The sequence below is a fragment of the Nonomuraea lactucae genome (assembly GCF_003313395.1).
In the GTDB taxonomy this organism is placed as follows: Bacteria; Actinomycetota; Actinomycetes; order Streptosporangiales; family Streptosporangiaceae; genus Nonomuraea; species Nonomuraea lactucae.
The window spans coordinates 1-24,717 of the sequence record NZ_QNFZ01000078.1; the positions used below are offsets into that span (position 1 = coordinate 1).

Annotated in this window: 20 protein-coding genes and 1 pseudogene; 13 read left to right on the forward strand and 8 right to left on the reverse strand. The window is 70.1% G+C overall.

The window, feature by feature from the left end; all coding sequences use genetic code 11:
* Positions 1-527, forward strand: a 527-nt coding sequence (locus tag DQW85_RS06015; protein WP_205314914.1) for a CGNR zinc finger domain-containing protein, incomplete at its 5' end; no start/stop codon positions are given.
* Between the two features lie 384 nt (positions 528-911).
* Here DQW85_RS06015 and DQW85_RS06020 read toward each other — a convergent pair.
* On the reverse strand, positions 912-1,640 hold the full coding sequence (locus DQW85_RS06020; RefSeq protein ID WP_113699411.1) for a TetR/AcrR family transcriptional regulator: 729 nt from the start codon (positions 1,638-1,640) through the stop codon (positions 912-914).
* Positions 1,641-2,233: 593 nt separating this feature from the next.
* Here DQW85_RS06020 and DQW85_RS06025 point away from each other — a divergent pair.
* Positions 2,234-3,004 (forward strand): SDR family NAD(P)-dependent oxidoreductase, encoded by a 771-nt coding sequence (locus DQW85_RS06025; RefSeq protein ID WP_240196957.1) that lies wholly within the window; start codon positions 2,234-2,236, stop codon positions 3,002-3,004.
* Between the two features lie 5 nt (positions 3,005-3,009).
* Complete coding sequence (locus tag DQW85_RS06030; RefSeq protein ID WP_113699413.1) at positions 3,010-3,618, forward strand: TetR/AcrR family transcriptional regulator; 609 nt, start codon at positions 3,010-3,012, stop codon at positions 3,616-3,618.
* Positions 3,619-3,731: 113 nt separating this feature from the next.
* Here DQW85_RS06030 and DQW85_RS06035 read toward each other — a convergent pair whose 3' ends face one another.
* Positions 3,732-4,280, reverse strand: coding sequence for a GNAT family N-acetyltransferase (locus tag DQW85_RS06035; protein WP_113699414.1), 549 nt, complete (start codon positions 4,278-4,280; stop codon positions 3,732-3,734).
* A gap of 176 nt (positions 4,281-4,456) precedes the next feature.
* On the reverse strand, positions 4,457-4,867 hold the full coding sequence (locus DQW85_RS06040; protein WP_338043357.1) for an SRPBCC family protein: 411 nt from the start codon (positions 4,865-4,867) through the stop codon (positions 4,457-4,459).
* Between DQW85_RS06040 and DQW85_RS46595 the strand changes: the two are divergent.
* Positions 4,838-5,320 (forward strand): annotated as a pseudogene (locus tag DQW85_RS46595) (TetR/AcrR family transcriptional regulator); the annotation flags it as partial. The gene DQW85_RS06040 and the pseudogene DQW85_RS46595 sit on opposite strands and share 30 nt — an antisense overlap.
* A 478-nt stretch (positions 5,321-5,798) precedes the next feature.
* Entirely contained in the window at positions 5,799-7,118 is a 1,320-nt protein-coding gene (locus DQW85_RS06050) for an MFS transporter (RefSeq protein WP_162794767.1), read from the forward strand.
* Positions 7,119-7,233: 115 nt separating this feature from the next.
* Here the strand turns inward: DQW85_RS06050 and paaK are convergent, their stop codons facing one another.
* From paaK to DQW85_RS06070, 4 genes are all read right to left on the reverse strand, one after another.
* Positions 7,234-8,541, reverse strand: a complete 1,308-nt coding sequence (gene paaK / locus DQW85_RS06055) for a phenylacetate--CoA ligase PaaK (protein ID WP_113699417.1) — start codon at positions 8,539-8,541, stop codon at positions 7,234-7,236.
* A gap of 80 nt (positions 8,542-8,621) precedes the next feature.
* Positions 8,622-9,674 (reverse strand): phenylacetaldoxime dehydratase family protein, encoded by a 1,053-nt coding sequence (locus DQW85_RS06060; RefSeq protein WP_113699418.1) that lies wholly within the window; start codon positions 9,672-9,674, stop codon positions 8,622-8,624.
* Between the two features lie 13 nt (positions 9,675-9,687).
* A complete protein-coding gene (locus DQW85_RS06065) occupies positions 9,688-10,689 on the reverse strand; it encodes a carbon-nitrogen hydrolase family protein (RefSeq protein ID WP_113699419.1) in 1,002 nt (333 codons plus the stop codon).
* Positions 10,690-10,777: 88 nt separating this feature from the next.
* A complete protein-coding gene (locus DQW85_RS06070) occupies positions 10,778-11,731 on the reverse strand; it encodes an AraC-like ligand-binding domain-containing protein (RefSeq protein WP_162794768.1) in 954 nt (317 codons plus the stop codon).
* Positions 11,732-11,857: 126 nt separating this feature from the next.
* Between DQW85_RS06070 and DQW85_RS06075 the strand changes: the two genes are divergently transcribed.
* Positions 11,858-13,372 (forward strand): aminotransferase-like domain-containing protein, encoded by a 1,515-nt coding sequence (locus tag DQW85_RS06075; RefSeq protein ID WP_162794769.1) that lies wholly within the window; start codon positions 11,858-11,860, stop codon positions 13,370-13,372.
* Here DQW85_RS06075 and DQW85_RS06080 read toward each other — a convergent pair.
* The gene (locus DQW85_RS06080) at positions 13,269-16,118 is read right to left on the reverse strand and encodes a helix-turn-helix transcriptional regulator (protein WP_162794770.1); all 2,850 of its coding nucleotides are present in this window, start codon (positions 16,116-16,118) and stop codon (positions 13,269-13,271) included. The genes DQW85_RS06075 and DQW85_RS06080 overlap by 104 nt on opposite strands.
* Positions 16,119-16,333: 215 nt before the next feature.
* On the opposite strand from DQW85_RS06080, the gene DQW85_RS06085 reads away from it, so the two are divergent.
* From DQW85_RS06085 to DQW85_RS06115, 7 genes are all read left to right on the forward strand, one after another.
* Positions 16,334-16,861 (forward strand): (2Fe-2S)-binding protein, encoded by a 528-nt coding sequence (locus tag DQW85_RS06085; RefSeq protein WP_240196958.1) that lies wholly within the window; start codon positions 16,334-16,336, stop codon positions 16,859-16,861.
* Positions 16,845-17,837, forward strand: coding sequence for an FAD binding domain-containing protein (locus DQW85_RS06090; RefSeq protein ID WP_240196959.1), 993 nt, complete (start codon positions 16,845-16,847; stop codon positions 17,835-17,837). The genes DQW85_RS06085 and DQW85_RS06090 overlap by 17 nt, the downstream gene beginning before the upstream one ends.
* Positions 17,834-20,125 (forward strand): xanthine dehydrogenase family protein molybdopterin-binding subunit, encoded by a 2,292-nt coding sequence (locus DQW85_RS06095; RefSeq protein ID WP_205314917.1) that lies wholly within the window; start codon positions 17,834-17,836, stop codon positions 20,123-20,125. Before DQW85_RS06090 ends, DQW85_RS06095 begins: the two co-directional genes overlap by 4 nt.
* Before the next feature lie 9 nt (positions 20,126-20,134).
* The gene (locus tag DQW85_RS06100; RefSeq protein WP_113699426.1) at positions 20,135-21,265 is read left to right on the forward strand and encodes a low temperature requirement protein A; all 1,131 of its coding nucleotides are present in this window, start codon (positions 20,135-20,137) and stop codon (positions 21,263-21,265) included.
* A gap of 126 nt (positions 21,266-21,391) precedes the next feature.
* Entirely contained in the window at positions 21,392-22,702 is a 1,311-nt protein-coding gene (locus DQW85_RS06105; protein ID WP_240196960.1) for an ammonium transporter, read from the forward strand.
* Entirely contained in the window at positions 22,699-23,037 is a 339-nt protein-coding gene (locus tag DQW85_RS06110) for a P-II family nitrogen regulator (RefSeq protein WP_049576418.1), read from the forward strand. The genes DQW85_RS06105 and DQW85_RS06110 overlap by 4 nt, the downstream gene beginning before the upstream one ends.
* A gap of 32 nt (positions 23,038-23,069) precedes the next feature.
* Positions 23,070-24,717 (forward strand): [protein-PII] uridylyltransferase (locus DQW85_RS06115; protein ID WP_113699427.1); only part of this gene is annotated, 1,648 nt, incomplete at its 3' end.

Here is a 24,717-nt window from a genome sequence, read left to right on the forward strand (position 1 = left end):
CGGGCGCGGGCGACCTCGCGGCGGCCAAGCGGGTGCGCGCCGCGATCCAGCGCCTCGCCGAACACGCCACCGGCGCCCCGGCGGCCGGAGGGCGTGCAGCAGACGCATGTACGGCGGAGGCGCGGACGGCGGAGGCGCGGACGGCCGGTGGTCTCGGGGAGTGGGCGATCGACCGCAATGATCTTGAGACGCTCAACCGGGCCGCCGCCGCGCCTCCGCCCGTGCCCGTGATCGGCGCCGGCCTCGAGCGCGGGTGGGCGTATCCGGTGACCGCCGCGCAGTTCCTCTCGGCGGTGGCCGGCCTCGAGCGCGGGTGGGCGTATCCGGTGACCGCCGCGCAGTTCCTCTCGGCGGTGGCGCGTGACGCGATCGACCTGTTCAGCGGCCCCCTCGCGAAGCGGGTGCGGATGTGCGCGGGGGAGCGCTGCTACCTGATCTTCCTCGATACCTCCCGCCCCGGCGCGCGCCGCTGGTGCTCGATGAACCGCTGCGGCAACCGGCAGAAACTGCGCGTCCGGCGCTCGTGAGGGGGTGTCCGGGCCTCCTGGGAGGGAAGCGGGTTGGTGAGCGGGTCAGGTGAGCGGGTCAGGTGCTTGTCGAGGTCGTCGAGGGATCTTGCCGATCGCCGTGACCCCGATGCCCAGCATCCAGACCGCGTCGTCCACGCCGTGCGCGTTGCCCGATATGACCGCCTCGAGCTTCTTCCCCAGCGGCCCCGCGGTGACGGCCGCCTGGCTCTTCGCGGAGGCATCGCCGTACGCGCTGTTGAAGATCGCGTCGGTGTCGGTGTCGGTGGCGGTGTCGGCGACCTCCAGGCTGCCCCAGGTGCAGGGCTTCGCGGTCGAGGACGCGCAGGTGCAGTCCGCGGCAGACGTCTCGGTACTGATCGCGTGGCGGTGCTGCCGGCCTTATCAGTGGCGGGCCTGGCGTGGGCCGATCTCGTTGTGCTGGTCCTGGCGGTCGCGGCCGCGGTTCCGGCCTTCTGGGCCGGCGTCCGCTGGCGCGACCAGGTCGCCCTGCCGTGCCGCGGCGGTGAGCGGGTCGAAGCGGCGAATCAGCGTGATGGCGGCCTCGATCACGTCCCTGGCCTCCTCCTCCCTGTCGCAGGTGGCGACCTCGCGGGCAGCCTCGCCGATCATGCTGGTCAGCACCGCGACCGTAAGACGGCCCATCGGCGTGTCGCCCGTCTCGAGCAGGACGGCGTTCTGCCGCACCCATTCCCGGCCCCGGGTGCGGCGGATCAGCTCGAAGCCGGGCGGGCCGTCGCCGTCCATGAACAGCATGGCCAGGTCGCGCCGCTTCCACGACCCCTCCAGGAAGGCCCGGGCTCCTGTGATGAAGAGCTCGACGGGAGCCTTGACGCCCGACTTCTTCGCGGCGGCCACGCTGGAGTCGACGGCCTCCTCGTGGGCGGCCTGGTGCTCCTCGAACAGGGCCAGGAAGAGTTCGGTCTTGCCGCCGAAGTGGTGGTAGAGGCTGCCCACGCTGGAGTTGGCGCGTCCGACCACGTCGGCGACGCTGGCGTCGGCGAAGCCGTGCTCAAAGAAGACCTCGCGAGCCGCCTTGAGCATGCTCTGGCGGGTCTGGGCGGTACGGCTCCATTCCCACGACCCGCCCCTGCCCGAGGACCTGCGCGCCATCGTGGCTCCTTCGCGGACGGGACGACCCCTATGGTACTCCACGCAATTCTAGAATCACGTTCGCAAACAGGCGCCAATTCCTGGAGGATGATTCTAGAAAAGGAGAAGGACTCGGCCAGCGAATTGTCGTAGGAGTCGCCGCGGCTCTCACCGAGCCGAACGCGCCGGCCTGGGCCAGGCGCTCGGGTGTAGCGAATGGACGGGTATTGCACCCCGCGGTCGGACTGAGGCGCCAGCTGGGACAGATCGGCTGCGTCGGACGGGTCGTGCCGGCGCCGCCAGATGGCCATCGCGAGGGGTGTCGAAGGCCGGGTCGGTGCGCGGGTGCATGGCCAACCGCCAGCCGACGACCTGCTGGTCCTCCAGCGGATGGTCGGCCGGTGGGTAGATCGACCTGCTGGCTTCCGACGCAGGTGCGGACGTCCCGCTCCCGGAAAAGCCAGCCCACAGGCCTCCGCCTGAACGCTCCGGGCCGCCGGGGGCCATCTCCGATCTTGCGCGGGGACCGAGCCGAACCGTGCACGTGTCTCCCGCTGAGAGTTTCCAGAGAGTCTCTCTAGAGAGTCTCTCTGGAAACGGTTAGGGTGGCAGTCGTGAGCGAGCCGTTGACCGTGGTGGTGACCGGGGGCAATCGGGGCATCGGACGTGCTGTGGCGGAATTCGCCGCGGCGCAGAAACATCGCGTGGTGATCCTCACACGTGGCGTTCCCGACGTGGACCTGGAGTATGTGGTGGGCGATCTGGCCTGCGTCCGGACAACACGGGCGGCGGCCGACGCCCTGGCGGCTGCGTGCCCGCGGGTCGACGTGCTCGTGCACAACGCCGCGATCTGGCCGAGCCGCCTGGTCCGCAATGAGGACGGGTTCGAGCAGGCGTACTTCACCAACCATCTCGCCCCGTTCCTGCTCAACCACCTGCTGGAAGACCGGATGCGACGGGTGGTGCAGGTGAGCGCGGGCCTGTACGTGAAGGGCTCGGTGGATCCCGAGCGGACGCCCGTAGGGGCCGATTTCCATGCGATCCGTACCTATGCCAACACCAAGCTCGCGAACCTGTTGATGCTGCCGCTCTTCGCCGAACGCTGGCAGGATTCGGGGGTGACCATCGACGCGGTGCACCCCGGTGTGATCAGAACTGGGCTCGGCGATCGCAGTGGCCTTCTGGGACTGCTCCTGAAGGCGGTCAAGTTCGCCTGGAGCTCGCCCGAGAAGGGCGCCGGGCCCGTGGTCCGGCTGTTGCGCCAGGAAGGGAGCGGCCGCTACTTCCACGAACTGCGGGAGATGCCGTTGGAGCCGGTCGCGCGTGACCGAGACCTGGCGCGCAGGCTCTGGAACGACGCCGCCAAGGCACTCGATGTCACCTGAACCCCATGTCGCCTAAGCACCAGGGGACCGACGCCACCCGCGCTCGGCTGCTCGATGACGCCCTCAGAGTCCACGCCGCACAGGGGCCCGACGGCTTCAACATGACGGCGGTGATCAAGGAGAGCGGGGTCAGCAGCGGTAGCCTCTACCACCATTTCGGATCCTTCGACGGCCTGGCCGCCGCGTTGTATGCCCGCTGCATGGGACGGCTCCTGGACACGCTGCTGGACGCCCTGGAACCGCTGGATGACGCGCGCAGGGGGGTCGAGGCCGTGGTCCGCGCCTACCTGCGCTTCACCCGCGAGCAGCGCGATGCGGCGATGTTCGTTCACGCCTCGGCCTACGCGACCTTCCTGCCCGCGCACGCCTCCGTCATCACCGCCCAGAAGGAGCCGCGGATGGTGCGGCTGCTCGCCTGGCTGCGGCCCCACCTGGACAACGGCGATGTCGCCGCGCTGCCCATCCCGCTGATCGAGATGCTGCTCATCGGCCCGGCCGCCGAGACCGCGCGCCGATGGCTGGCGGGCGACCCCACGATCGACCTCACCGAGGCCGAAAGAGCACTGCCTCCCCGCATCTGGTGCTCGCTCGCCCCGGGAGAACACGGAACCTGAAACCATCCCGGCCAGGCGAGACCGTGACCTACTCCTCGCCAGCTGCAGCGCCCCAACCCTCCCAGCTACACCCAGCCACAGCCCGCATGTCCACGAAGTCCCGAACACGAAGATCAGAGGGAGGCCTTCGAGGTCGGCTTCCAGTCCTGTACGAGGAGCCCGAGCAACACCTGGTCCAGGAACTCGCCCATCACCCAGGCCGCGGAGCGCAGCACGCCCTCGCGGACGAAACCGTTGCGCTCGGCGGAGCGCAGCATCGCGGTGTTGTCCGACAGCGTCTCGATCTGCAGCCGCTGCAGACCGCGCACGACGAAACCGTAGTGGCACAACACCGCGACCGCGTCTGTGCCGTAGCCCTTGCCCCGGTAAGACGGCAGCAGCCCCAACCCGATGTGCGCGGACCGGTTGTGGTTATCGATGCCCCACAGCGTCGCGGTGCCGACCAGCGTGCCGCCGTCCAGTTCCACCACCGAGAACGGGACGTGCCCTTGCTCCTTGTCGTCCACCACGAGCCGCGGATCCTTCGAGCCGGGCGTGATCGGCCGCCACGGCCCGCTTTCGGCCCGCGAGGAGTTGACCACGTCGTCGTAGAGCTCGGCCCGCAGGATCGGAATGTCGTCCTCGTGCCGGGCCCTGAGCCCAACCTTGTTACCTCGTAGCATGCAAGCTTCCTATCGGACCGGCTTGTCCGACGGCAAACCAAGCCCATGCTGACTGAGTGCTTGAAGCCGTCCGGGATTGATGGAGACCAGTTTCCCGGCCGTCGAGCAGGCCAACCCTGCCGCCCCGTCACCATCAAGCCCTACGGGAACGACAACTCGCGACGGTTGAATCCTTACTAACGGCCCCCACTTCTTAGCGCGTTCTGGAAGACAGGCGTCAGCTGGTCCATCGCTGTGGACAGCCAGCCGGCGAGCTCGTCCGGCAGAGTGTCGTGCGTCCAGACGAGCCGGCTCTGACCGGCACCCTCGGCGAAGACCTGCATGGAGGTGTTGTCGTGCTCGACCTGCTCGCCGATCCATCCCCAGACCATCCGCCGGGCCGGCTCGTCACGTGCGATGAACCGCTCCCTCGCGACCGTGCCGTCGGCGAACGTGAGCTCCCGAGCGCCGGGCTCGACCAGCTTGCTGCCGGTGAAGACGCCTGGGCCCATCCGGAGGGGCCCGTTGACGAAGTCGCTGATCGCGTCCCAGACCTTTTCCGGCCGCGCGTCGAGGCGAGTGTCGCGAAGGCGACCTTCTACCACCACTTCCCCGCCAAGGATCAACTCGTCCGGGCCTACCTGGAAACCGAGTACAGACGCCAGCGCACCACCCTGAACGGCGTACGTGCCGCCGCACCCAACGCCCGCGAGGCGCTGTTCGACATCTTCGGCTTCCTTGGCGAAAACGGTGCCGGACAGGGATTCCGCGGCTGCCCGTTCACCAACGCCGCCGCCGAGTATCCCGACCCGGCGCACCCGGTGCGCCAGACCATCGCCGACTACCGCCGCTGGCACCACGACCTGTTCCGTGACCTGCTGACCGAGGCAGGCGACCCGGACCCCGCGCGCTCAGCCACCATGCTCATGATGCTCCGGGACGGCATCGTCGTCGGCAGCGACCTGGACGACCCGAACGCCCTCCGCCCGCTCATCACCGACGCCGTCACCCGAGTCCTCGACCAACCCAACCCCGGCGGCAACGATCCGCTCGCGCCCTGATCACGACGGTCGGTGACTCTCACTGTCCCTCAACCGGGTGATCAGCGCGATCGCTCGCCAACCCTAGATCACCACGAAACCCCGGGCCATCTCGCTATGTGATCGTCCGTCCGCGAGATCCTTGTCCGCGCCTGCGCGGGGCAGGGCGAACGTCCGCGGACGAACGGACGGAGCTGTGCTGCGCACGTGTCCGTTGCCGGGCCACCGGTGACGTGGGAACACGTGGAACACGTCGCCCTCGAACACCTCCTGCTGTGTCCCGACTCTGTGTACGCGCTGGACGCCGAGACCTTGTCCACGCTCGAGTGCCTCATCCACCCCCGTTGTGGCACCAGACCGGGGTGACGTCGAGGGCATGGGCGACCTGCACGGGGCCTTGACGGGAGGCGTGCGGCGGTGGACTATTCGTGGAAGCGAATTCTAGAGCTTCCTTCTAGAACTCCTGGGCGAGGGGTCCTCCCCACAGAAAGGCATGCTCATGGGCCTATTCTCCGTACGCGAACTCGACGAGTACCCCACCGGCGCCCGCCGCATGAAGATCCTCTCCATGGCCGTGCTGGCCATCCTCATCGGTTCGTACGAGGCGCAGATCGCGCCGGTGGTCCCGCTGCTGCTGAAGGACCTCGACATGTCCCTCGCCACGTACGGAGCCGTGTCCGGCACGGCGGCCGTGTCCGGGGCCATCGCCTCCGCGCTGGGCGGCAGGCTCACCGACCGGGTCGGCCGCGTGCGCCTGCTGGTCCCCCTCATGATGGTGACCGCCCTCTGCTGCTTCGCGATGACGCTCGTGCAGAGCCCCCGAGACCTGCTGATCGCCAGGGTCGTGCTGGCCTTCGTCGACGGCATGGCCATGGCGAGCACCGCGCCCCTGGTCCGCGACTTCTCGCCCCGGCTGGGCCGGGCGCAGGCGTTCGGCTTCTGGTCGTGGGGTCCCGTAGGGGCGAACCTCCTCGCCGCCGCCATCGCGGGCTGGACGCTGCCCCTGTTCCACGACTCCTGGCGGTCCCAGTTCGTCATCATGGGCTGCTTCTCGCTCGTGATCTCTCTGGTGATCGGCTTCAACATCGCAGACCTGTCGCCCGAGCTGCGCGCCCGCATCCAGCACTCCGAGCGCGACGCCGCCCAGGTCGTGGACCTGGACCGGCCCGCCCGGGTGAGGTCGCTGTTCGCGCACCGCGTCATCTGGGCCCATGTCGCCGGGATCTCGCTATGGCTGGTGCTGTTCATGACCCTCACCCTGTTCGGCCAGGTCATGCTGGTCGAGTCCCTGGGCATGACCGCCGCCCAGGCGTCTACGGTCATGGCGGCCTTCTGGAGCCTCAACCTCATCACTCTGATCGTCGGTGGTCGCCTGTCCGACCGCACCCAGACGCGAAAGCCATTCGTGCTGGGGGGCACCATCGCCGCGGTGGTCATCACCGCGTACCTGGCCTTCGTCCTCGGCCGGGGGGACGTCTCGACCGGCACGCTGATGATCGTCGGTGCGTTGCTCGGCGGCTCGCTCGGCGTGGCCTACGCCCCGTGGATGGCCAAGTACTCCGAGGACGCCGAGGACGTCGACCCGAGGCTCCAGGGCACCGCATGGGGCCTGTTCGGATTCCTCACCAAGGCCATCGCGGTCGTCGGCCTCCTGGTCATCCCGCGCGTCGTCGCGGCGACGAGCTGGCAGACCTGGCTGCTGGTCGCGCTCTGCTGCCTCGTCCTGTTCGTCCCGGCCATCTTCCTCTTCCACGGCGCGTGGCGCCGCCCCTCCCGCGCCGTGCCCGACGTGGCTGCCGTGCCCCTCAAGGCCGACTGACCGGTCATTGGCTGATCGCTCAAGCACGGGACCGGGGACTCGGGGCGACGCTCGCGGCCGAGGCGCGTGCCCAGGCAAGACCGGGCCTCACCGCCCCTGCTTCATGGGCATCTGGTCAACGCGCCGGCCGCCGGTCGACGATGCGCTTCATCTTGCCCACCGACCGTTCGATGGTGTCCGGTTCGGTCACCTCCACCCCGATCGTCACACCGATGACGCGCTTGACCAGGCCGCCGACGCGTCGTCCCGCGTCCCGGGCCGCATCGGCGGTGGCCCGCTCGTCGCGTTCGATGCGGACCGTGAGCGCATCGAGGTTGCCCTCACGCGTGAGCACGCACTGGAAGTGCGGACTGAGCTCGGGCATCCCCAGAACCAGTTCCTCGATCTGGCTGGGGAACAGGTTGACTCCGCGCAGGATGACCATGTCATCGGTGCGGCCGGTGATCTTTTCGATGCGCCGCATCGGGCGGGCCGTTCCCGGGAGAAGGCGGGTGAGGTCACGGGTCCGGTAGCGGATCACCGGCATGGCCTGCTTGGTCAGCGAGGTGAAGACGAGCTCGCCCTTCTCGCCCTCGGGCAGCACCCGGCCGGTGAGCGGGTCGATGATCTCAGGGTAGAAGTGGTCCTCCCAGACGTGGAGGCCGTCCTTGGTCTCGACGCACTCCTGGGCGACACCGGGACCGATGACCTCCGACAGTCCGTAGATGTCGACCGCGTGCATGTCGAGCTGCTCCTCCATGGCCTTGCGCATCTCGTTCGTCCAGGGCTCCGCACCGAAGACGCCGACACGGAGGCTGGTCGTGCGCGGGTCGATGCCCTGGCGTCTCAGCTCGTCGATGATGTTGAGCATGTAGGAGGGCGTCACCATGATGATGTCGGGCCGGAAGTCGGTGATGAGCTGGACCTGACGCTCCGTCATGCCGCCCGAGACCGGGACGACGGTGCAGCCCAGCTTCTCGGCGCCGGCGTGGGCTCCCAGGCCACCTGTGAACAGACCGTACCCGTAGGCGTTGTGCAGGATGTCACCCGGCCGGCCTCCCGCGGCCCGGATGCTGCGCGCCATGACGGTCGCCCACATGTCGAGGTCGTCGCGGGTGTAGCCCACGACGGTCGGCTTGCCTGTGGTGCCCGACGAGGCGTGAAGGCGCACGATCTCCTTACGTGGGACCGCGAACATCCCGAACGGGTAGTTGTCTCGCAGGTCGCTCTTGGAAGTCAAGGGAAGCTTGGCCAGATCGGCCAGGTCCTTGATGTCGTCCGGGTGCGCACCCGCGGCCTTGAAGGTGCTGCGATAGTGCTCGACGTTGGCGTACGCGTGACGCACCGACCACTGCAACCGCTCCAGCTGGAGCGCTCGCAGCTCGTCGATCGACGCTTGCTCGATCTCCTCGAGGTGCTCGCCGATCGGTGGGACAGCAGGCATGGAAGGACCTCCAGCTGGTGGCGGGCATGAGCGGGGTGCCGTCCGCCAGGAACCGCGCAGCCGGCGGCGCGCTTGACGCGCTATCCGGCTACTTCGGCGGGGAGGACGCGCAGCATGCCGGTACTGGGATGACAGCCGAGGTACTCGAAGTACTGCTCCTCGGCGTCGGCGACGGTGACCTCGTGGTAGAGGCGCAGCCGTGCGGCGGGGCCCATGGTGGACAGGTACTTCATCGCCTGTCCGAAGATGGCCTTGTGCGTGGCGTGGTCCTGGGCCCAGCGGTCGAGGTCGGCGAGGCTTCGCCACCAACTCATGCCGAAGCTCTTGTCCATGAGGTCGCCGTTCTCGTCGATGAGCCTCATGTAGCGGTTGGCATGGCAGCCGATCGTGCGGCCCTCGTCGCGCAGGAAGTCCATGCCGGCACCGAGGACCGGCTCGACCTCGTCGAGGTACATCCGCCGTTCGTCGCCCTCGGTGCCGGTCCAGTCCTGACCGGAGCGGATCAGGCAGAGGTTGTGCTGGCCTCGGACCACCTGCCGTACGCCGTCGCCGGTGACCACGGGCGGCTCGCCCGGCGCGAGCGGGTCGGTCTGCCCGAGGGGCACACGGTCGCGGGCGCCGCCCCAGTACGCGTGCTCGGCCACCTCGCCGCTGAGGGCATCGGCGAGGTGCGCGATGCCTTCACGGCGGTCGTTGGAGAACAGCGTCTCGAAGCGGGCGACGGAGGGCCGTACGACCTCCAGGAAGAAGCCCGCCTCCCCGGATGCGTGCTGATCGCCGAGCCACATCGCTCCGGCCGCGGCGGACCAGCGCTCGTGGCGGGCGACGTCGTCCCAGTAGGCCACGGTGACGATCGTCCGATAGCCGGCCTCGTCGACGTATGTGGCTCGGTCGGCTTGACCGGGCCCGTCCGCGTTCGAACAGGCCGCCGCGAGGTCGGCGAGCGCGGTCCGGACGATGGCGGGCGGCTCGCCGTCGGAACGGTACTGCACGCCGAAGTAGGCCATCACGACGCGCGCCACCGACGGCGCGAAGCGGGCGACGAAGGACGGGTAGGGCGGTTGCCACCCCGGCTTCATCCGCGTCGGCTGGGTACGGGACGCCGCCAGGTGCTGGGGAATCGCTGATTCCATCGGGCCCGCCCCTTCAGGCCGAGGTCATGGCAGGCGAGAAATCAGCCGTGGCCGGCTGTTCCTCCGGCGGCGCCTCGACCACTCCGGGGGCCGGATTGCGGTTGACGAGCAACCGCAGCACGTCCGGGCGCGAGTAGTGACCGACCGGGTCGGCGGCGGACTTGGCGATCGCGATCAGATCCGGGTGCAGGTCGGCGTAGAGGATGCCTTCCTCGGTCTCGGGCAGTGGCTCGGCCAGCTGGGAGCCCTCGGGACCGTAGATGCGGGCGAATCCGCCGCCAGGTTGGAGCAGCTGCCGCTTGACGTCGGTGTCGCAGAACCGCTCCAGCGCGCTCTCCCCGATCAGGGAGCAAGGGGCGACCACGAACGTCTGCCCCTCGACCGCGTACATCAGGCTGGCGGCCGTGTTCACCTCCGGTCCCAGGGCCTGCGCGGCGCCTCGGTAGATCGAGAAGCTGGGCCAGGAGGCGACGTGGATCTCCTCGCCCTGGCTGTACATGGCGAACTTGGTCAGCGGCTGGAGGTGCTCCCAGCAGTTCAGGCCGCCGAGCCTGCCGAGCGGCGTGTCATGGACCTGCAGGTCGCTGCCGTCGCCCTCGCCGAAGACCGAGCGTTCCACGTGGGTGGGCTTGAGCTTGCGCCGCACCGAGACGAGCCCGCCGGTGTCCGAGATGAACGCCTGTGCCATGTAGAGGCTGCCACCGGCCCGCTCGCTGAACCCCAGCACCACGTGGATGCGGTGCCGGGCTGCGGCCTGGCGGATACGGGCCATTTCGGCGCCGTCACGGGTCATGGAGTTGGCCATGTACGGCGGGACGAACGGCATGCCGGCCGCCGGCGAGTCCAGCCAGATCCACCAGGGATAGCCGGGGATGAAGGTCTCGCCGAAGGTGATCAGCTGGGCGCCGCCGGCCGCGGCCTCGCCCATGAGCGCGATCACCTTGTCCACGCCCTCCGCCAGGTCCAGCCAGACCGGCTCAGCCTGCACGGCGGCAACGCGTACGCTCTGTTGCATCGCTGCTCTCCTGCGTCGTCGTGGGGTGTTGAACCCACACGGTACGCAGCGCGGCCAGGCCACGGCTGGACTGCCGTGCCGCGGTCGCTTACCTGGCGTGCCGAGCTTGGCGGTACTCGCCCGGGGTCTTCCCGGCGGCGGCCCGGAACGCGCGGTGAAAGCCGGACTCGCTGTCGAATCCGCAGGCCAGGCCCACCGCCCCGACCGGCCGTTCAGGGTGGTGGAGCAGCATCGCCTTGGCGTGCTCGATCCGCATCCGGCGCAGCCGCGCGGCGACACCCTCGTCGCCGAACATGCGGTACAGAGTGCGGCGCGACACGTTGCACGCCTTCGCCACCGTGGCCGCGTCCAGGCGCGGGTCGGCGAGGTTCCGTCGCAGGAAGTCCAGCACGCGCTCGCGCGCCAGGGCGTGGGTGGCGTCTGGGGTCGGCTCCGTCCGGCACCCGAACGATGCGGCCGCCGAGAGCAGCCCGATGGCATGCGGCAGCAGTACGGCCGATTGCTGCGGGTCTTCCCTCGCCACGTCGAACAGCGAAGTGAAGAACGTCGCCACCACGCCGCCCGGGGTGCCGCGCCCCAACACGCGTGCCGTCATCCGCCGGGTGTCACCCAGCATGAGCTCCCGTTTGGGGACCTGGACGACGAGTTGGTGGAACGGGTCGTCGAAATGCAGCGTGTAGGGCCTGGTGCTGTCATAGAAGGCCATGTCGCCGGGCGACAGCGTCGCGGTCAGCGCATCCTGCTCCAGACGCCCCGATCCCTGCAGCTGGATGCTCGCCAGCAGGTATTCCTCATTCCCTTGGGCGATCAGCGAGCGAGTGCGCCGAACGTGCTGGCTCCCGGCCACCACGGCCGACAGCTCGAGATCGCCGACCGGGATGTGCTCGATCCGCCCTCTGAACCTGCCGTCGGTCACCGGCTCCGCGGTGAGCCGCACGAAGGTCGCGCAGATCATCTCCCGCCAGTAGGCGAACGCCTCCCGAGCAGGCACAGCCGAGGTTGCCAGCTCCGCATACGCCCGTCGGTCCAGGACGGCAGACACGCATGAAGTATCGCCACATGGCCAGGTAGATGTCCAGAATGAACGAGTTGAAGGTGCCTATTCCTGGGGTGGTGACTAGGGGCCGCCCACCATGTACGACCGCCGGACGCGATGGATTCTGGCGGGGTGCGTAACCGCGAACTGCTCACCCTGCCGGTGTCGGTCGACAGGCGTGAGGTCACTCCGCTGCACGCGCAGATCGCCGAACAGCTCAGGTCGGCCATCGAGACGGGCGCCCTCTCGCACGGTCGCCGACTGCCCTCGACCCGTACGCTCGCCGAGACGCTCGGCGTCTCGCGGTCTGTGACGAGCGCGGCATATCTGGAGCTCTTCTCGTCCGGCCACCTGATCGGCCGGGTGGGGGCGGGGACCTATGTCGCCTACGGGACACCGGGAGCAGAGAGGGCACGCCCGCCGGATCGGCGTATCGGGTGCCACCAGGAGATCATCGACCTGCGTCCGGGCCGGGTCGGCATGGCCGGCTTCCCCGTCGCCGCATGGCGTGCGGCATGGCACCGCGCATCGCACAGGCCGCCCCACTCGGCCGAGTGCGCCGCGATCGAGGAAGGACTGCGTCGAGCGCTGGCGGCACACCTGCACGAGACTCGTGGCCTGACCTGTACGCCTCAGGCGATCGTGCTCTCCACCGGCATCCGGCAGTCCGTCGACATGTTGACGCGCGTCACCGTTCGCCCTGGAGATCGTGTCGCCGTCGAGGATCCCGGGCAGCCGTGGTTGCGTGACGTCGTCTCGGCGTACGGCGCTGAGATCGTGCCGATCCCCGTGGACGGCGACGGGATGGTGGTCGAGGCCCTGCCCGCCTCGATCCGCATGGTGGTGGTCACGCCTTCGCTTCATGTTCCGCTCGGCGTACGCCTCTCGGACCGGCGGCGTCGCGCGCTGGTCCGGCTGGCCCGGGGGCGGCGGATGACCGTCATCGAGATCGACCGAGGCAGCGAGTTCGGGTACGGCGTACCGCCGCTGAATTCCCTGATGGCACTCAACGGAGGCGGACCGGAGGTCTGCTACGTGAACTCGCTGTCAGCGGCGCTCACGCCCACCCTGGGTGTCGGCTATTCCGTCACGCATGCCGGGAACGCCGCTCGGCTGCTCCGTTTGCGCGCCGTGGCGGACGGCTCCGCGTCGCTGATGACGCATCGTGCCGTGTCCCACCTTCTGGACGCCGGGCAGGTCGCGGCCCACCTGCGCCGCATGAACGCGGTCTACGCGCGCAGTCGGCGTGCCGTGATGGACGCTCTCGCCGGTGCCCATCCGGGCGCCGAGGTGCTCGGTGCCGCCGCCGGCCCGGACGTCGCCCTGCTGCTCCCGGAGGCGGTGGAGTGCGGGGGCCTGGCCCGGGATCTGGCGGATCACGGGGTGCGGATCGGTACCTTCCATGACTACTCGTGGTCCGCCGGGAGGGCCGGGAACGGCATCGTCATCGGCATCGGCGGTGTGGACGAGGCGAGCCTGCGCAGAGGCCTGCGGATGATCGCCTTCCGCATGTCACGACGAGCCAGGCGTGCCGCAACGGTGATCACTCAGCCTGCTTCGCCATCACCTTGGCCAGTTCGTTCCGGTGCTTCACATCGAGTTTCCGGTACACGTTCCCCAGATGAACCTCGACCGTCTTCACGGTGATGAAGAGGGCCTGCGCGATACCGCGGTTGCTGTGACCGGCGACGGCGAGATCCGCGACCTGGCGCTCGCTCGGCGTGAGGGCCTGGAGGCCGAACAGCGCCGCGCGTCGTGGGCGGCCTCCCGCGGCCCGCAGCTTGGCCCGCACCTTGTCGACGAGCGGCGCGGCGCCGCAGCGATCGGCGAGGTCGAGCGCGGAGGTCAGGTGGCCACGGGCTTCGGCTCGACGATTGAGGTTGTGCAGCGCGCTCCCGAGCGCGTGCAGGGCTTTGGCCTGTTCGAGGAGCGCGGAGGTCGGCTTCAGCACTTCGACCGCCTCATGGAGCATGGCCAGGCCCGCATCGCCGCCGGTGAGGCGGCCGGTGATCCGGAGTGCGCGCCCGAGGGCGCCCGGTGAATCGCATCGCCGCGCCAGTTCGAGTTCTTCCCCGGCCATCCGGCGAGCGTCGAAGTCGCGTCCCAGTTCGGCGAGCGCGACGGCGGCCTGCGAGCGCCACGCGAGGAAGGCCGGGTTGTGCCAGCCGTGCGCCTCGAAACGACGGCCGCAATCGACCGTGACCGCGAGTCCCCGCTCGGTCTCTCGGCGCTCGATCAGGAAACGGCCTTCCCTGAGAAGCAACCAGTATCCGTGGGCCGTGTCGAGGAGTCCCCGGCGCCTCCCCCAGGCGAGCGCCTCCGTCCCATCGTCCAGACGCCCGCGCTCCAGGAGCGTCTCCCCGAGGAAGCCCGCGGCGAACGGCCGGATGACGTCCACGCCGGCCGTCTCGGTCAGCCGGATCGCCTGGCGCGCGTCGGCCTCGGCCTCGGCGAGTGCCCCCCGGCGAAGCCAGGCCAGCGACCGGAAGCAGGTGAGCGCGGCGGCCGCGGTCGAGGAACCGTTGTGGTGCGCCTGGGCGAGCGCCGTCTCCAGAACAGGGACGGCCTCGTCGCGATCGGCGGTGATGAGCACCCAGACGGCGTCGATGAACGCCTCGGTGCCGTTGGCCTGTTCGACCAGGGTGCCCCCGTCGAGGGCGCGCCGGGCCATCTCCACCGCTCGCCGGGGTCCGACGGCCGCCATCGCGTCCTTGCAGGAGATCAGGGCGTCGAGCATCCTGCTCCCCAACCCCTGGTCGCGTTCCGCGTCTCTGAGCTGCCCGATGAGCTCGTCGCTCAGGTCGCGCAACGAAAGGTCGCTGACCGCGACGTTGATGAGCCCGGCCTGCAGGCGCCTACGGAGATCGACATGCTCGCCTCCGAGCCTGGAGATCGCCTGTTCGTAGACGGTCACGGCCTCGCGGTGCCTGCCGACGACGAAGAGCGCGCGGCCCAGCAGGTCGGCGATCTCCGCTCGCTCGTCCGGCCGCCCGCTCGCGACCAGTCCCTCACGCAGGTAGTCGACCGCCTTGCGCCAGTCGACGTGCTGCGCGACCGTGCCGGCCTGCTGGTAGACCTCCGCGCGCCGTTCTCGCGGCGCGTGAGGTTCGTGGAGTTCGCGCAGTGCCCGCTCCAGGTAGTCGAGCGCGCTGCTCGGCGAGGCGTGCGCGAGCGCTTCCTCAGCGGCCTGCCGTAGCGTCCGCACCACCTCGTCCTCGCCCGTCGGGACGGTGCGCAGCAGGTGCGCCGCCACGCGTTGCGCCGAGTTCCGTCCGGCGCCCAGCACCCGCGCCGCGAGCCGGTGCGACCACGCGCGGTCGCCTGGGCCCATGCTCTCGTAGACCGCCGCGCGCACCAGGGGATGAACGAATCCGATCGGCTCCTCGAGATGAAGGATGTCGGCGCCGGCCAGCAGCCGAAGGGCCGCGGCCGCCTGCCGTACATCGAGACCGGCGACGGTCGCCGTGTCCGGCAGCGTGGCGCCCTCGCCCATGATCGCCGCCGCGCGGGCGAAGCCGGCGGCATCGGGGCCCAGCGCGGACAGCTGCCGCGCCACTCTGCGGCCGATCGCCTTGCCGCCGATGACGGACAGGCGATGGAGCCCTTCGACGGTGCGCGGGATACCCTCGGTGACGGCCGAGGCGGCGAGTTCGTGCAGCAAGAGCGGGTTTCCCCCGGTGAGGGCGTGACATTCGGCGCAGAATTCGTCCTCGGCGTCCGGTGCGATCTCCCGGACCACCACGGCGGCGGCCGCCAGGCCGAGGGGCGCGGGCCTCAGCACGGTGACCTCGGGATCCGTGGAGACCACGGTGAGCAGGGCGTCGGGGTGATGCGATCCAGCCGGCCGGGTGCCCGCCACGACCAGCAGCGGCAGCTCCGCCAGCCGCGGGAGCAGGTGGGCCAGAAATCTCAGCGAGACCGGATCCGCCCAGTGCAGGTCGTCGACCACGAACGCCACCGGGCCTTCCCTGCACAGATTGGCCGTCAGCCAGTAAAGGCCGTGAAGCACCGCGAAGTCCCCCACCGGCTCCTCACCCGGTTCAGGCGGGCCCACGGCCACCGAGGCCTGGCCGGCCGCACCCTCGAACAGTCGCCGTCGCCGCGCGTCGCCGGTCGCGGCCAGCACCGGTTCGAACAGCTGCCGAACGACCCCGAACCCGAATCCCCTTTCCAGCTCCACGCCGCGCGCGCGGAGCGGTTGCAGCCCGTCGGCGGCCGCGATCATCCGTGCCTGATCCAGGAGCCGGGTCTTGCCCAGGCCCGCGGCGCCCTCCACAACGATGAACCGGCCGCGTCCCGCACGAGCGTCACGCGCAGCGGCGTCGAGAACGCGGAGCTCCGACTCGCGCTCCAGCAGTTCCAGGCACTCGAGCATCTCCTCAGTCTGTCGCATGTCACGCGTATGCGGACATCTGGTCTGGCGGCCACCAGGCCACTTCGCACCGATCCAGACCCCATACCGGCCATGGTCGATCGGGGCGTGCCATGTGAACGTGTACAACATCCGCTCCGGGCCCGGTCTGGGCCTCGGACGGGCCGACCGGCGTCACGCGCCCGGTCCCCATCTTCCGCACCTGACCCAAGCAATCGATCGAGGCCATGGATTCAATGACAGGAGCAGCCGCCCGGCCGCCCCGCGCCGCGGCGCCGTACGAGGTCGACCTGGCGCTGCGCGTCAACGGGATCACCCGGCGGCTACGGGTGGACACGCGCGTCACGCTGCTCGACGCGCTGCGCGACGTGCTCGGCATGACCGGCACGAAGAAGGGCTGCGACCAGGGAGCATGCGGGGCCTGCACCGTGCTCCTGGACGGCAGGAGGGTGGTGTCCTGCCTCGTCCTGGCGGCGGCCTGCGAAGGCCGGGACGTCACGACGATCGAAGGGCTGGCCCACGACGACGGGACCCCGCATCCGGTTCAGCAGGCGTTCATCCGCCATGACGGCTTCCAGTGCGGCTATTGCACGCCGGGACAGATCATGTCGGCCGTCTCCCTGCTGGCCGAGGGGCGTGGCGGCTCCGACGCGGAGATCCGTGAGTTCATGAGCGGCAACCTGTGCCGCTGCGGCGCGTACCCGAACATCGTCGCGGCGATCCGCGAGGTCGCGAAGGCGGGTGACGATGATGCGGGCGTTTGAGTACGTCCGCGCCACCGACACGGCGCGGGCGGTGGAGATGGTGACGGCCGATCCCAACACGTCCTACCTCGCCGGAGGGACGACCCAGCTGGATCTGATGAAGGACGGAGTTCTCGCCCCTGAGCGGCTGGTCGACATCACGCACCTCCCGCTGCGCGGTGTCACCGGCGGTCGGGGCGCGCTCCGCGTCGGGGCGCTCACCACCATGGAGGAACTGGCCGCCGACACGACGGTCGTCGAGCGCATCCCGTTCGTCCGCGACGCCCTGCTGCTCGGGGCCTCGACCCAGTTGCGGAACATGGCGACGATCGCCGGGAACCTGCTCCAGCGCACCCGCTGCCGCTACTTCCGCGATCCCGCCGTCGCCGCGTGCAACAAGCGGGAGCGAGGCTCGGGCTGCGCCGCGATGACGGGGACCGCCCGAATGCACGCGATCCTGGGCACCAGCCCGCACTGCATCGCGCTGCACGCATCGGACGTGGCCGTCCCCCTGGTGGCCCTGGACGCGATCCTGCGGGTCCAAGGGCGGGACGGCGCGCGCGGCGTTCCCCTTACACGGTTCTACCTCACGCCCGGAGACACACCGGACGTGGAGAACCTGCTCCGGCACGGTGAGCTCATCACGGCGGTGGAGATCCCACTGCCGGCGCTCGGCACCCGCTCCGGATACCTCAAGGTCCGAGACCGCGTCTCCTACGAGTTCGCTCTGACCTCGGCCGCCGCCGCACTGCTCATCGAGGACGGGATCATCGTGGAAGCACGTGTCGGTCTGGGCGGTGTCGGCACCGTCCCATGGCGTGCCCGGGAAGCCGAGGAGATCTTGATCGGCGCCCCCGCCACGATGGAGGTCTTCCGGCAGTCCGCCGAGAGGGCCCTGGAGGGGGCGAGAACGATCTCTGGCACCGCCTTCAAGGTCGAACTCGCCAAGCGCACCCTCGTGCGGATCCTGAGGACGGTGTCGGGGGTGGTCGCATGACCTCCGCGATGAACGAGCCCCGGCCGGCCGGAGTACTGATCGGACAGGGCCTGGACCGGTTGGACGGCCCGCTGAAAGTGACCGGCGCGGCGCCGTATCCGTCGGACTTCGACCTTCCGGGCATGGCGTACGCGTCTCTGGTGCGCAGCACGATCGCCTCCGGCCGGATCAGCCGGATCGACAGGGGGCCCGCCGAAGCGGCACCGGGGGTCCTGGCGGTCGTCACCCACGAGAACGCGCCGAAACTGGGGCGCGGGCCGAAGACCATCCTGGGCGCCGCGCCGCCCCCGCCGCTGCGGGACGATCGGATCCTGCACCACGGTCAGTTCGTGGCCGTGGTGGTCGCCGAGACGGCCGAGCAGGCGGCGGAGGCGGCCCGGCTCGTGCAGCCGGAGTACGACGCGGCGGATCCCGTGCTCGATCTCGCCGATCCGCGGGCGAAGGTACGCGACGATCCATGGCACGTCGACATGCGCCGGGGAAACCTGGACGCGGGCCTCGCCGCCGCCGACGTCACCTTCCAGGCCACCTACACCACCCCCGAGAACACCAACAACCCGCTGGGCCTGTTCGCCACGGTCGCGGCCTGGGAAGGTGACACTCTCACCGTCCACGACTCGACCCAGTGGCCGTACAACACCCGCGGAGCGCTCGCGCGCTCCTTCGGCGTACCGGAAAGAGGCGTTCGCGTCCTCGCCCCCTTCGTCGGCGGCGGATTCGGATCGGGCCTGCGCGCCTGGCCGCACGTCATCCTGGCCGCGCTGGCGGCACGAATCATCGAGCGGCCCGTCAAGCTCGTGCTGACCCGGCCACAGATGTTCACCGCCGTCGGGCATCGTCCGAACACCGTCCAGAACGTCAGGCTCGGCGCCACTCGTGACGGCCGTCTCCTGGCCATCGAGCACACCTCCGATTCGCCGGTCGCCATGGAGGACGACAACCTCGAGCCCATCACTCTCGGCACCTCGACGGCGTACGCGTGTCCCAACCTCATCACCCGCGACCGGCAGATCCGCCTGAACGTGCCGTGCCCCGGTTCGATGCGCGCACCCGGCGAGGCGCAGGGGAACTTCGCCCTGGAGTCCGCCCTCGACGAGCTCTCCTACGACCTCGGCATGGACCCGGTACGGTTGCGCCTGGTCAACGAGAGCACGGTGCATCCGCAGACAGGCCTGCCATGGTCGAGCCGGGCGATGCGGGAGTGCTACCTGCAAGGCGCCGAGCGGTTCGGCTGGTCGCTCCGGAGCCCCGAACCACGGTCCATGCGCGACGGCGACTGGCTGGTCGGCTACGGCATGGCAGGCGCCTCCTTCCTTCACTACCAGGCCAAGTGCCAGGCGCGCGCCTCGATCGATCGCGACGGGACGGCGTACGTGCGCAGCGCCGGGACCGACATCGGCACCGGCACCTACACGGTGATGACCCAGCTCGCCGCGGAGACCCTGGGGCTGCGCACCGACCGCGTCCGGCTCGGCCTCGGTGACACCGACCTGCCGATGGCGCCGCAGGCCGGCGGCTCAGGCCTGACCGGAGCGCTCGGCGGCGCGGTGCACGCCGCGTGCGTACGGCTCGTCCACGACTTCCTCCGCCTCGTCCGGAACGACCCCGAATCGCCGCTCCGTGGCTGCGACCTCGAGGACATCACGCTCCACGACGGCCGGATCCAGCGGACCGACGACCCCACGCGGGGAGAGACGTACGCCGGCATACTCGCCCGTCACGGTCTGGAGGAGCTGACAGCCGACGGCGACAGTTCACCACCACGTGGCGACATGATCGCGCTGGTCGGCTCAATGGTGACGTCACGGCTCGGCCGGTTCGGGCGCGCCGCCGTACGGGCGACCCGAGCGGTCGCGCCCGCGGGTGCGTGCGGCGCCAAGTTCGTCGAGGTACGGGTGGATCCCGATCTCGGGCTGCTCCGGGTGACCCGGATCGTCTCGGTCATCGACGGCGGGCGCATCCTCAACGAGAAGACGGCGCGCAGCCAGATCACGGGCGCCGTCGTGGGCGGCATCGGCATGGCGATGTTCGAGGAGACCATCACGGACGCGGGCACAGGGCGCATCGCCAATGCGACCTTCGGCGACTACCTCATCGCCGTCAACGCCGACATCCCCGAAATGGACGTCCACTTCGTCGGCGAGCCGGATCCCGCCAATCCGATCGGCACCAAGGGCGTGGGCGAGATCGGTCTCGTCGGCATCGCCCCAGCCATCGCGAACGCGGTCTATCACGCGACCGGCCGCCGCGTCCGCTCCCTGCCCATCACCATCGACCGGCTCCTGTAGCCCGCCCGCGTGACCGTGGACCGACCCCGCCGCGCGGGATGGATCGAGCTCTTCTTCGATCTGGTCTTCGTGGCGATCGTGGCACAACTCGCCCGTCAGCTGGAGGGTGATCCGGGAGCCGTGGACTTCGGCCGGTTCCTGCTGCTCTTCCTGCCGCCGTGGTGGTCCTGGCTCAACTTCACCACGTTCGTCAACGTGGCGGACGGAGACCGTCCCCGGACCCGGATGTCGTTGCTGGCGGCCATGGCCTGCATGGGCGCGATGGCCGTCGCCGTTCCGGACGCGCTGGGAGAGCGGGCCGACGTATACGCGCTGGGCTACATCGTGTCCCGTGCCGTTTCGTTCGCCCTGTGGCTTCCCGTGGCGTTGAGCCGCGACGACGGATTGACGCTTGCGCGGGTCGCCGCCTTCAACGGGGCCGGCACGGCGCTCTGGATCGTCTCGCTCTTCGTCCCGATGCCCTGGCAGGCGGTCCTCTGGATGGCGGGGGTGGGGTGTGAGGTGGCCGTACTCGCCGGTGCGCAGCGGCGCGGGCTGGAACGCGCGTACGACGTGGGGCACATCGTCGAGAGAGTGGGGTTGTTCGTCATCATCGTGCTCGGCGAATCCATCGTCACCAGCCTCGACGGATTGGCCGAGCACTGGTCGGGGCCGGGCTGGGTCACACTCGGCTTCGGGTTCGTCCTGTGCGCCGCGCTGTGGTGGGGATACTTCGACCACGGCTCCGCGATCGCCGCACGCGAGCTGTCCACCGGCGAGAACGCCCGGATTCGCGACGTCATGGGCCTGGGACACTTCCCGGTCGTGGCGGCTCTCATCGCCATGGGTGCGGGGTTGGGCACGGCCGTGGCCGAACCGCACCACCTGCCGTTCGGCGCCGCCCTCGCGATGTGCGGCGGACTCGTGGCCTACCGGCTCTCCTTTCTGCTCATGTCCCTCCGGGCCCACCGGCTCGTCTCCGACGCCCTGCTACGGGCTCTCCTCGGAGTGCCGATCGCCGTCGCGGTCCTCGCCGCGTCCGCCTCCCTTCCGGCCTGGGGCGTGGTGGCGCTGTTGGCCGCCGAGGTGGTCGCGCAACTCCTCCGCGGAATCGCCTCCTCCCGGCGGACGATGTCCGGCAGTCCGGAATATCAGCTGTGAAGAGCCCGAAACATCACCGAAACACCAATGCCGCGAGATTCACGAACGTGAAACACACCTGGTCGAGCCACGAAACCGTGGGCGAACACGCTGTGGCCACACGTCATATGTAAGGAGGGTCGCGTCGTGAAGATCGATAGCGGCACGACTGCCTGGATGCTCACGGCCACCGCGTTGGTGCTGCTGATGACTCCGGGCCTCGCGTTCTTCTACGGGGGCATGACCAGGGCGAAGAGCGTCCTGAACATGATGATGATGTCGTTCGTCGCCATCATCACGGTGTCCATCACCTGGGTGCTCTTCGGGCACTCCCTTGCGTTCAGCGACAACCCCATGTCCTGGCTGAACAACTTCGTCGGCGGTCTGGAGCACTTCGGACTGCAGAGCCTTGTCGACACGGCCACCAAGGACGACGGCACGGGCATGCCCAGCCTGATCTTCTCGGCCTTCCAGCTGACGTTCGCCATCATCACCGTCGCCCTGATCAGCGGTGCGATCGCTGACCGGGCGAAGTTCGGGGCCTGGGTGGTCTTCAGCGTCGTCTGGGCGACGCTCGTCTACTTCCCCGTGGCCCACTGGGTCTGGGGCACCGGCTGGCTCAACACCCTCGGCATCGAGGACTTCGCCGGCGGCACGGTGGTCCACATCAACGCCGGTGCCGCGGCGCTGGCGCTGGCGCTCATCCTTGGCAAGCGGCAGGGCTGGCGCAAGGAGCCGATGCGGCCGCACAACCTGACCCTGGTCCTCCTCGGCGCGGGCCTGCTGTGGTTCGGCTGGTTCGGCTTCAACGCCGGCTCCGAGCTCGCGGTGGACGGCACGGCCGCCCTGGCGTTCATGAACACCCAGATCGCCACCGCCGCCGCGGCCGGCGCCTGGCTGATCGTCGAGAAACTGCGCGACGGCCACGCCACCACCCTCGGCGTCGCCTCCGGCGCCGTCGCCGGTCTGGTCGCCATCACCCCCGCCTGCGGCTTCGTCGACCCCTGGGCGGCCGTCCTCATCGGTCTGCTCGCCGGCGTGGCCTGCGCCTACGCCGTCGGTCTGAAGTACCGGCTCGGCTACGACGACTCCCTCGACGTGGTCGGCGTCCACCTGGTCGGCGGTGTCATCGGCGCGGTCTCCCTGGGCTTCCTGGCCGCCTACCCCTTCCTCGAGCAGCAGAACAAGGGCCTCTTCTACGGAGGCGGGCTCACCCAGCTCGGCCTGCAGGTCCTCGGCCCCGTCGCGGTCGGCGGCTACTCGTTCATCGTCACGTGGGTGGTCGGCAAGATCATCGACAAGACCATGGGCTTCCGGGTGCCCGCCGAGGACGAGGTCACGGGCGTCGACATCACCACCCACGCCGAGACCGGTTACGACCTCGGCACCGTTCACGCCTCCGGCGTGAGCTCCAAGAACGGCCCCGTCTCCCCGGCACCTAAGAAGGTGGACGCATGAGGCTCATCACCGCGGTCATCAAGCCCTTCAAGCTGGATGACGTGAAAGCCGCCCTCGAACAGTTCGGCATCAAGGGCATGACGGTCAGCGAGGCGAGCGGCTACGGTCGCCAGCGCGGCCACACCGAGGTCTACCGCGGCGCCGAGTACCAGGTGGACCTGGTGCCCAAGGTCCGCCTGGAGGTCCTGGCGGAGGAGGACGACGCCGAGGACGTGATCGACGTCATCGTCAAGGCGGCCCAGACGGGCAAGATCGGCGACGGCAAGGTCTGGTCGGTCCCCGTCGACACGGTCATCCGGGTCCGCACCGGCGAGCGCGGCCCCGAGGCCCTGTAGGAAGACGACCGCTACACAGGCAAGGGGACGCCTTGAGGGGAGAAGCACGCTCGTATGCCGCCGCCCGCAAGGAGCGGGGGGCGGACACCGACCGGTGGCTCAAGGATCTCTTTCGCACGGCAAGCGACGGCGACCACATCTCCCTGGTCGCCGTCGGCAGCCTGGGGCGCGGCGAGCTCGCCCCGGGCAGCGACCTCGACCTGGTCCTGCTCCACAACGGCAGAGGCGACGTGGGCAGGGTCGCCGACCGCATCTGGTACCCGATCTGGGACTCCGGCGTCGGCCTCGACCATTCGGTGCGCACCGTGGACGAGGCCGTCGGGGTCGCCCGCGACGACCTGAAGGCCGTGCTCGGCCTCATCCAGGCCAGGCATGTGGCGGGCGATCCGGAGCTCACCAGGAGGGCCAGGGAGGCGGTGCTCGCCGAATGGCGCGCCGACTCCCGCCGCCGGCTCAGCGAGCTGCGCGACGCGGCCGACCAGCGGGCCCAGACCAGCGGAGAGCTCGCCTTCCTGCTCGAACCCGACCTCAAGGACGGCCGCGGCGGGCTCCGCGACGTCCAGGCCATGCAGGCCGTCGCCGCGGCCTGGGTCGCCTCGGCGCCTGGACCGCGGGCCCGTGAGGCCTACGAGTTCATCCTCGACGTGCGGCACGCGCTGCACGTCGTCACCGCCCGCGGCGCCGACCGGCTCGTGCTGCAGGAGCAGGACGCGGTCGCGGGGCTGCTGGGCCTGCTCGACGCCGAGGCGCTGATGCGCCGGCTCGCCGAGGCGGGCCGGACGATCTCCCACGCGTTCGACGCCACGTGGCGCACGGTTGACAGGCTGGTGTCAGGGCCGGCTCCCCGCGGGCGCCGGCCACTGGCCGACGGAGTGGTGGAGCACGGCGGCGAGGTGGTGCTCGCCAGGGGCGCCGACCCGCGCAAGGACCCGCTGCTGGTGCTGCGCGCCGCCGCCGCGGCGGCCGAGTCGGGACTGCCGCTCGGGCCCGCCACCGTGTCCGTTCTGGCTGGTCAGTCGGCTCCGCTGCCCGTGCCGTGGCCCGACGAGGCCCGTGACGCCCTCGTCTCGATCCTCGGTGCCGGCCGCGCCGCCGTGCCGGTGTGGGAGGAGCTCGACCAGGCGGGCATTCTTGTCAGACTGCTTCCTGACTGGGAGCGCGTACGGCACCGCCCGCAGCGCAACCCGATCCACCGTTTCACGGTCGACCGGCACCTGATCGAGGCCGCCGCCAACGCCGCCAGCCACACCCGCGAGGTCTCCCGGCCCGACCTCCTGCTGATCTCGGCGCTCCTGCACGACATCGGCAAGGGCTGGCCCGGCGACCATTCCGCGACGGGCGAGGTCGTGGTCCGCGACATCGCCACCCGCCTCGGCCTGCCCCCTGCCGACGTGGAGACCCTCGCCCTGGTCGTCCGCCACCACCTGCTGCTGCCCGAGACCGCGACGCGCCGCGACCTGGACGATCCGGTCACGATCGAGAAGGTCGCGGCCACGGTCGGCTCCCGGGAGGTGCTCGACCTGCTGGCCGCGCTGGCGATCGCCGACGGCCACGCCACCGGCCCGGCGGCCTGGAACGCCTGGAAGGCCGGGCTGGTCGCCGACCTGGTGCGCCGCGTCCGCTCGGTGCTGTCCGGCTCGCCGCCGCCCAAGGCGCCCACGCTGTCGCCGGAGCAGGCCG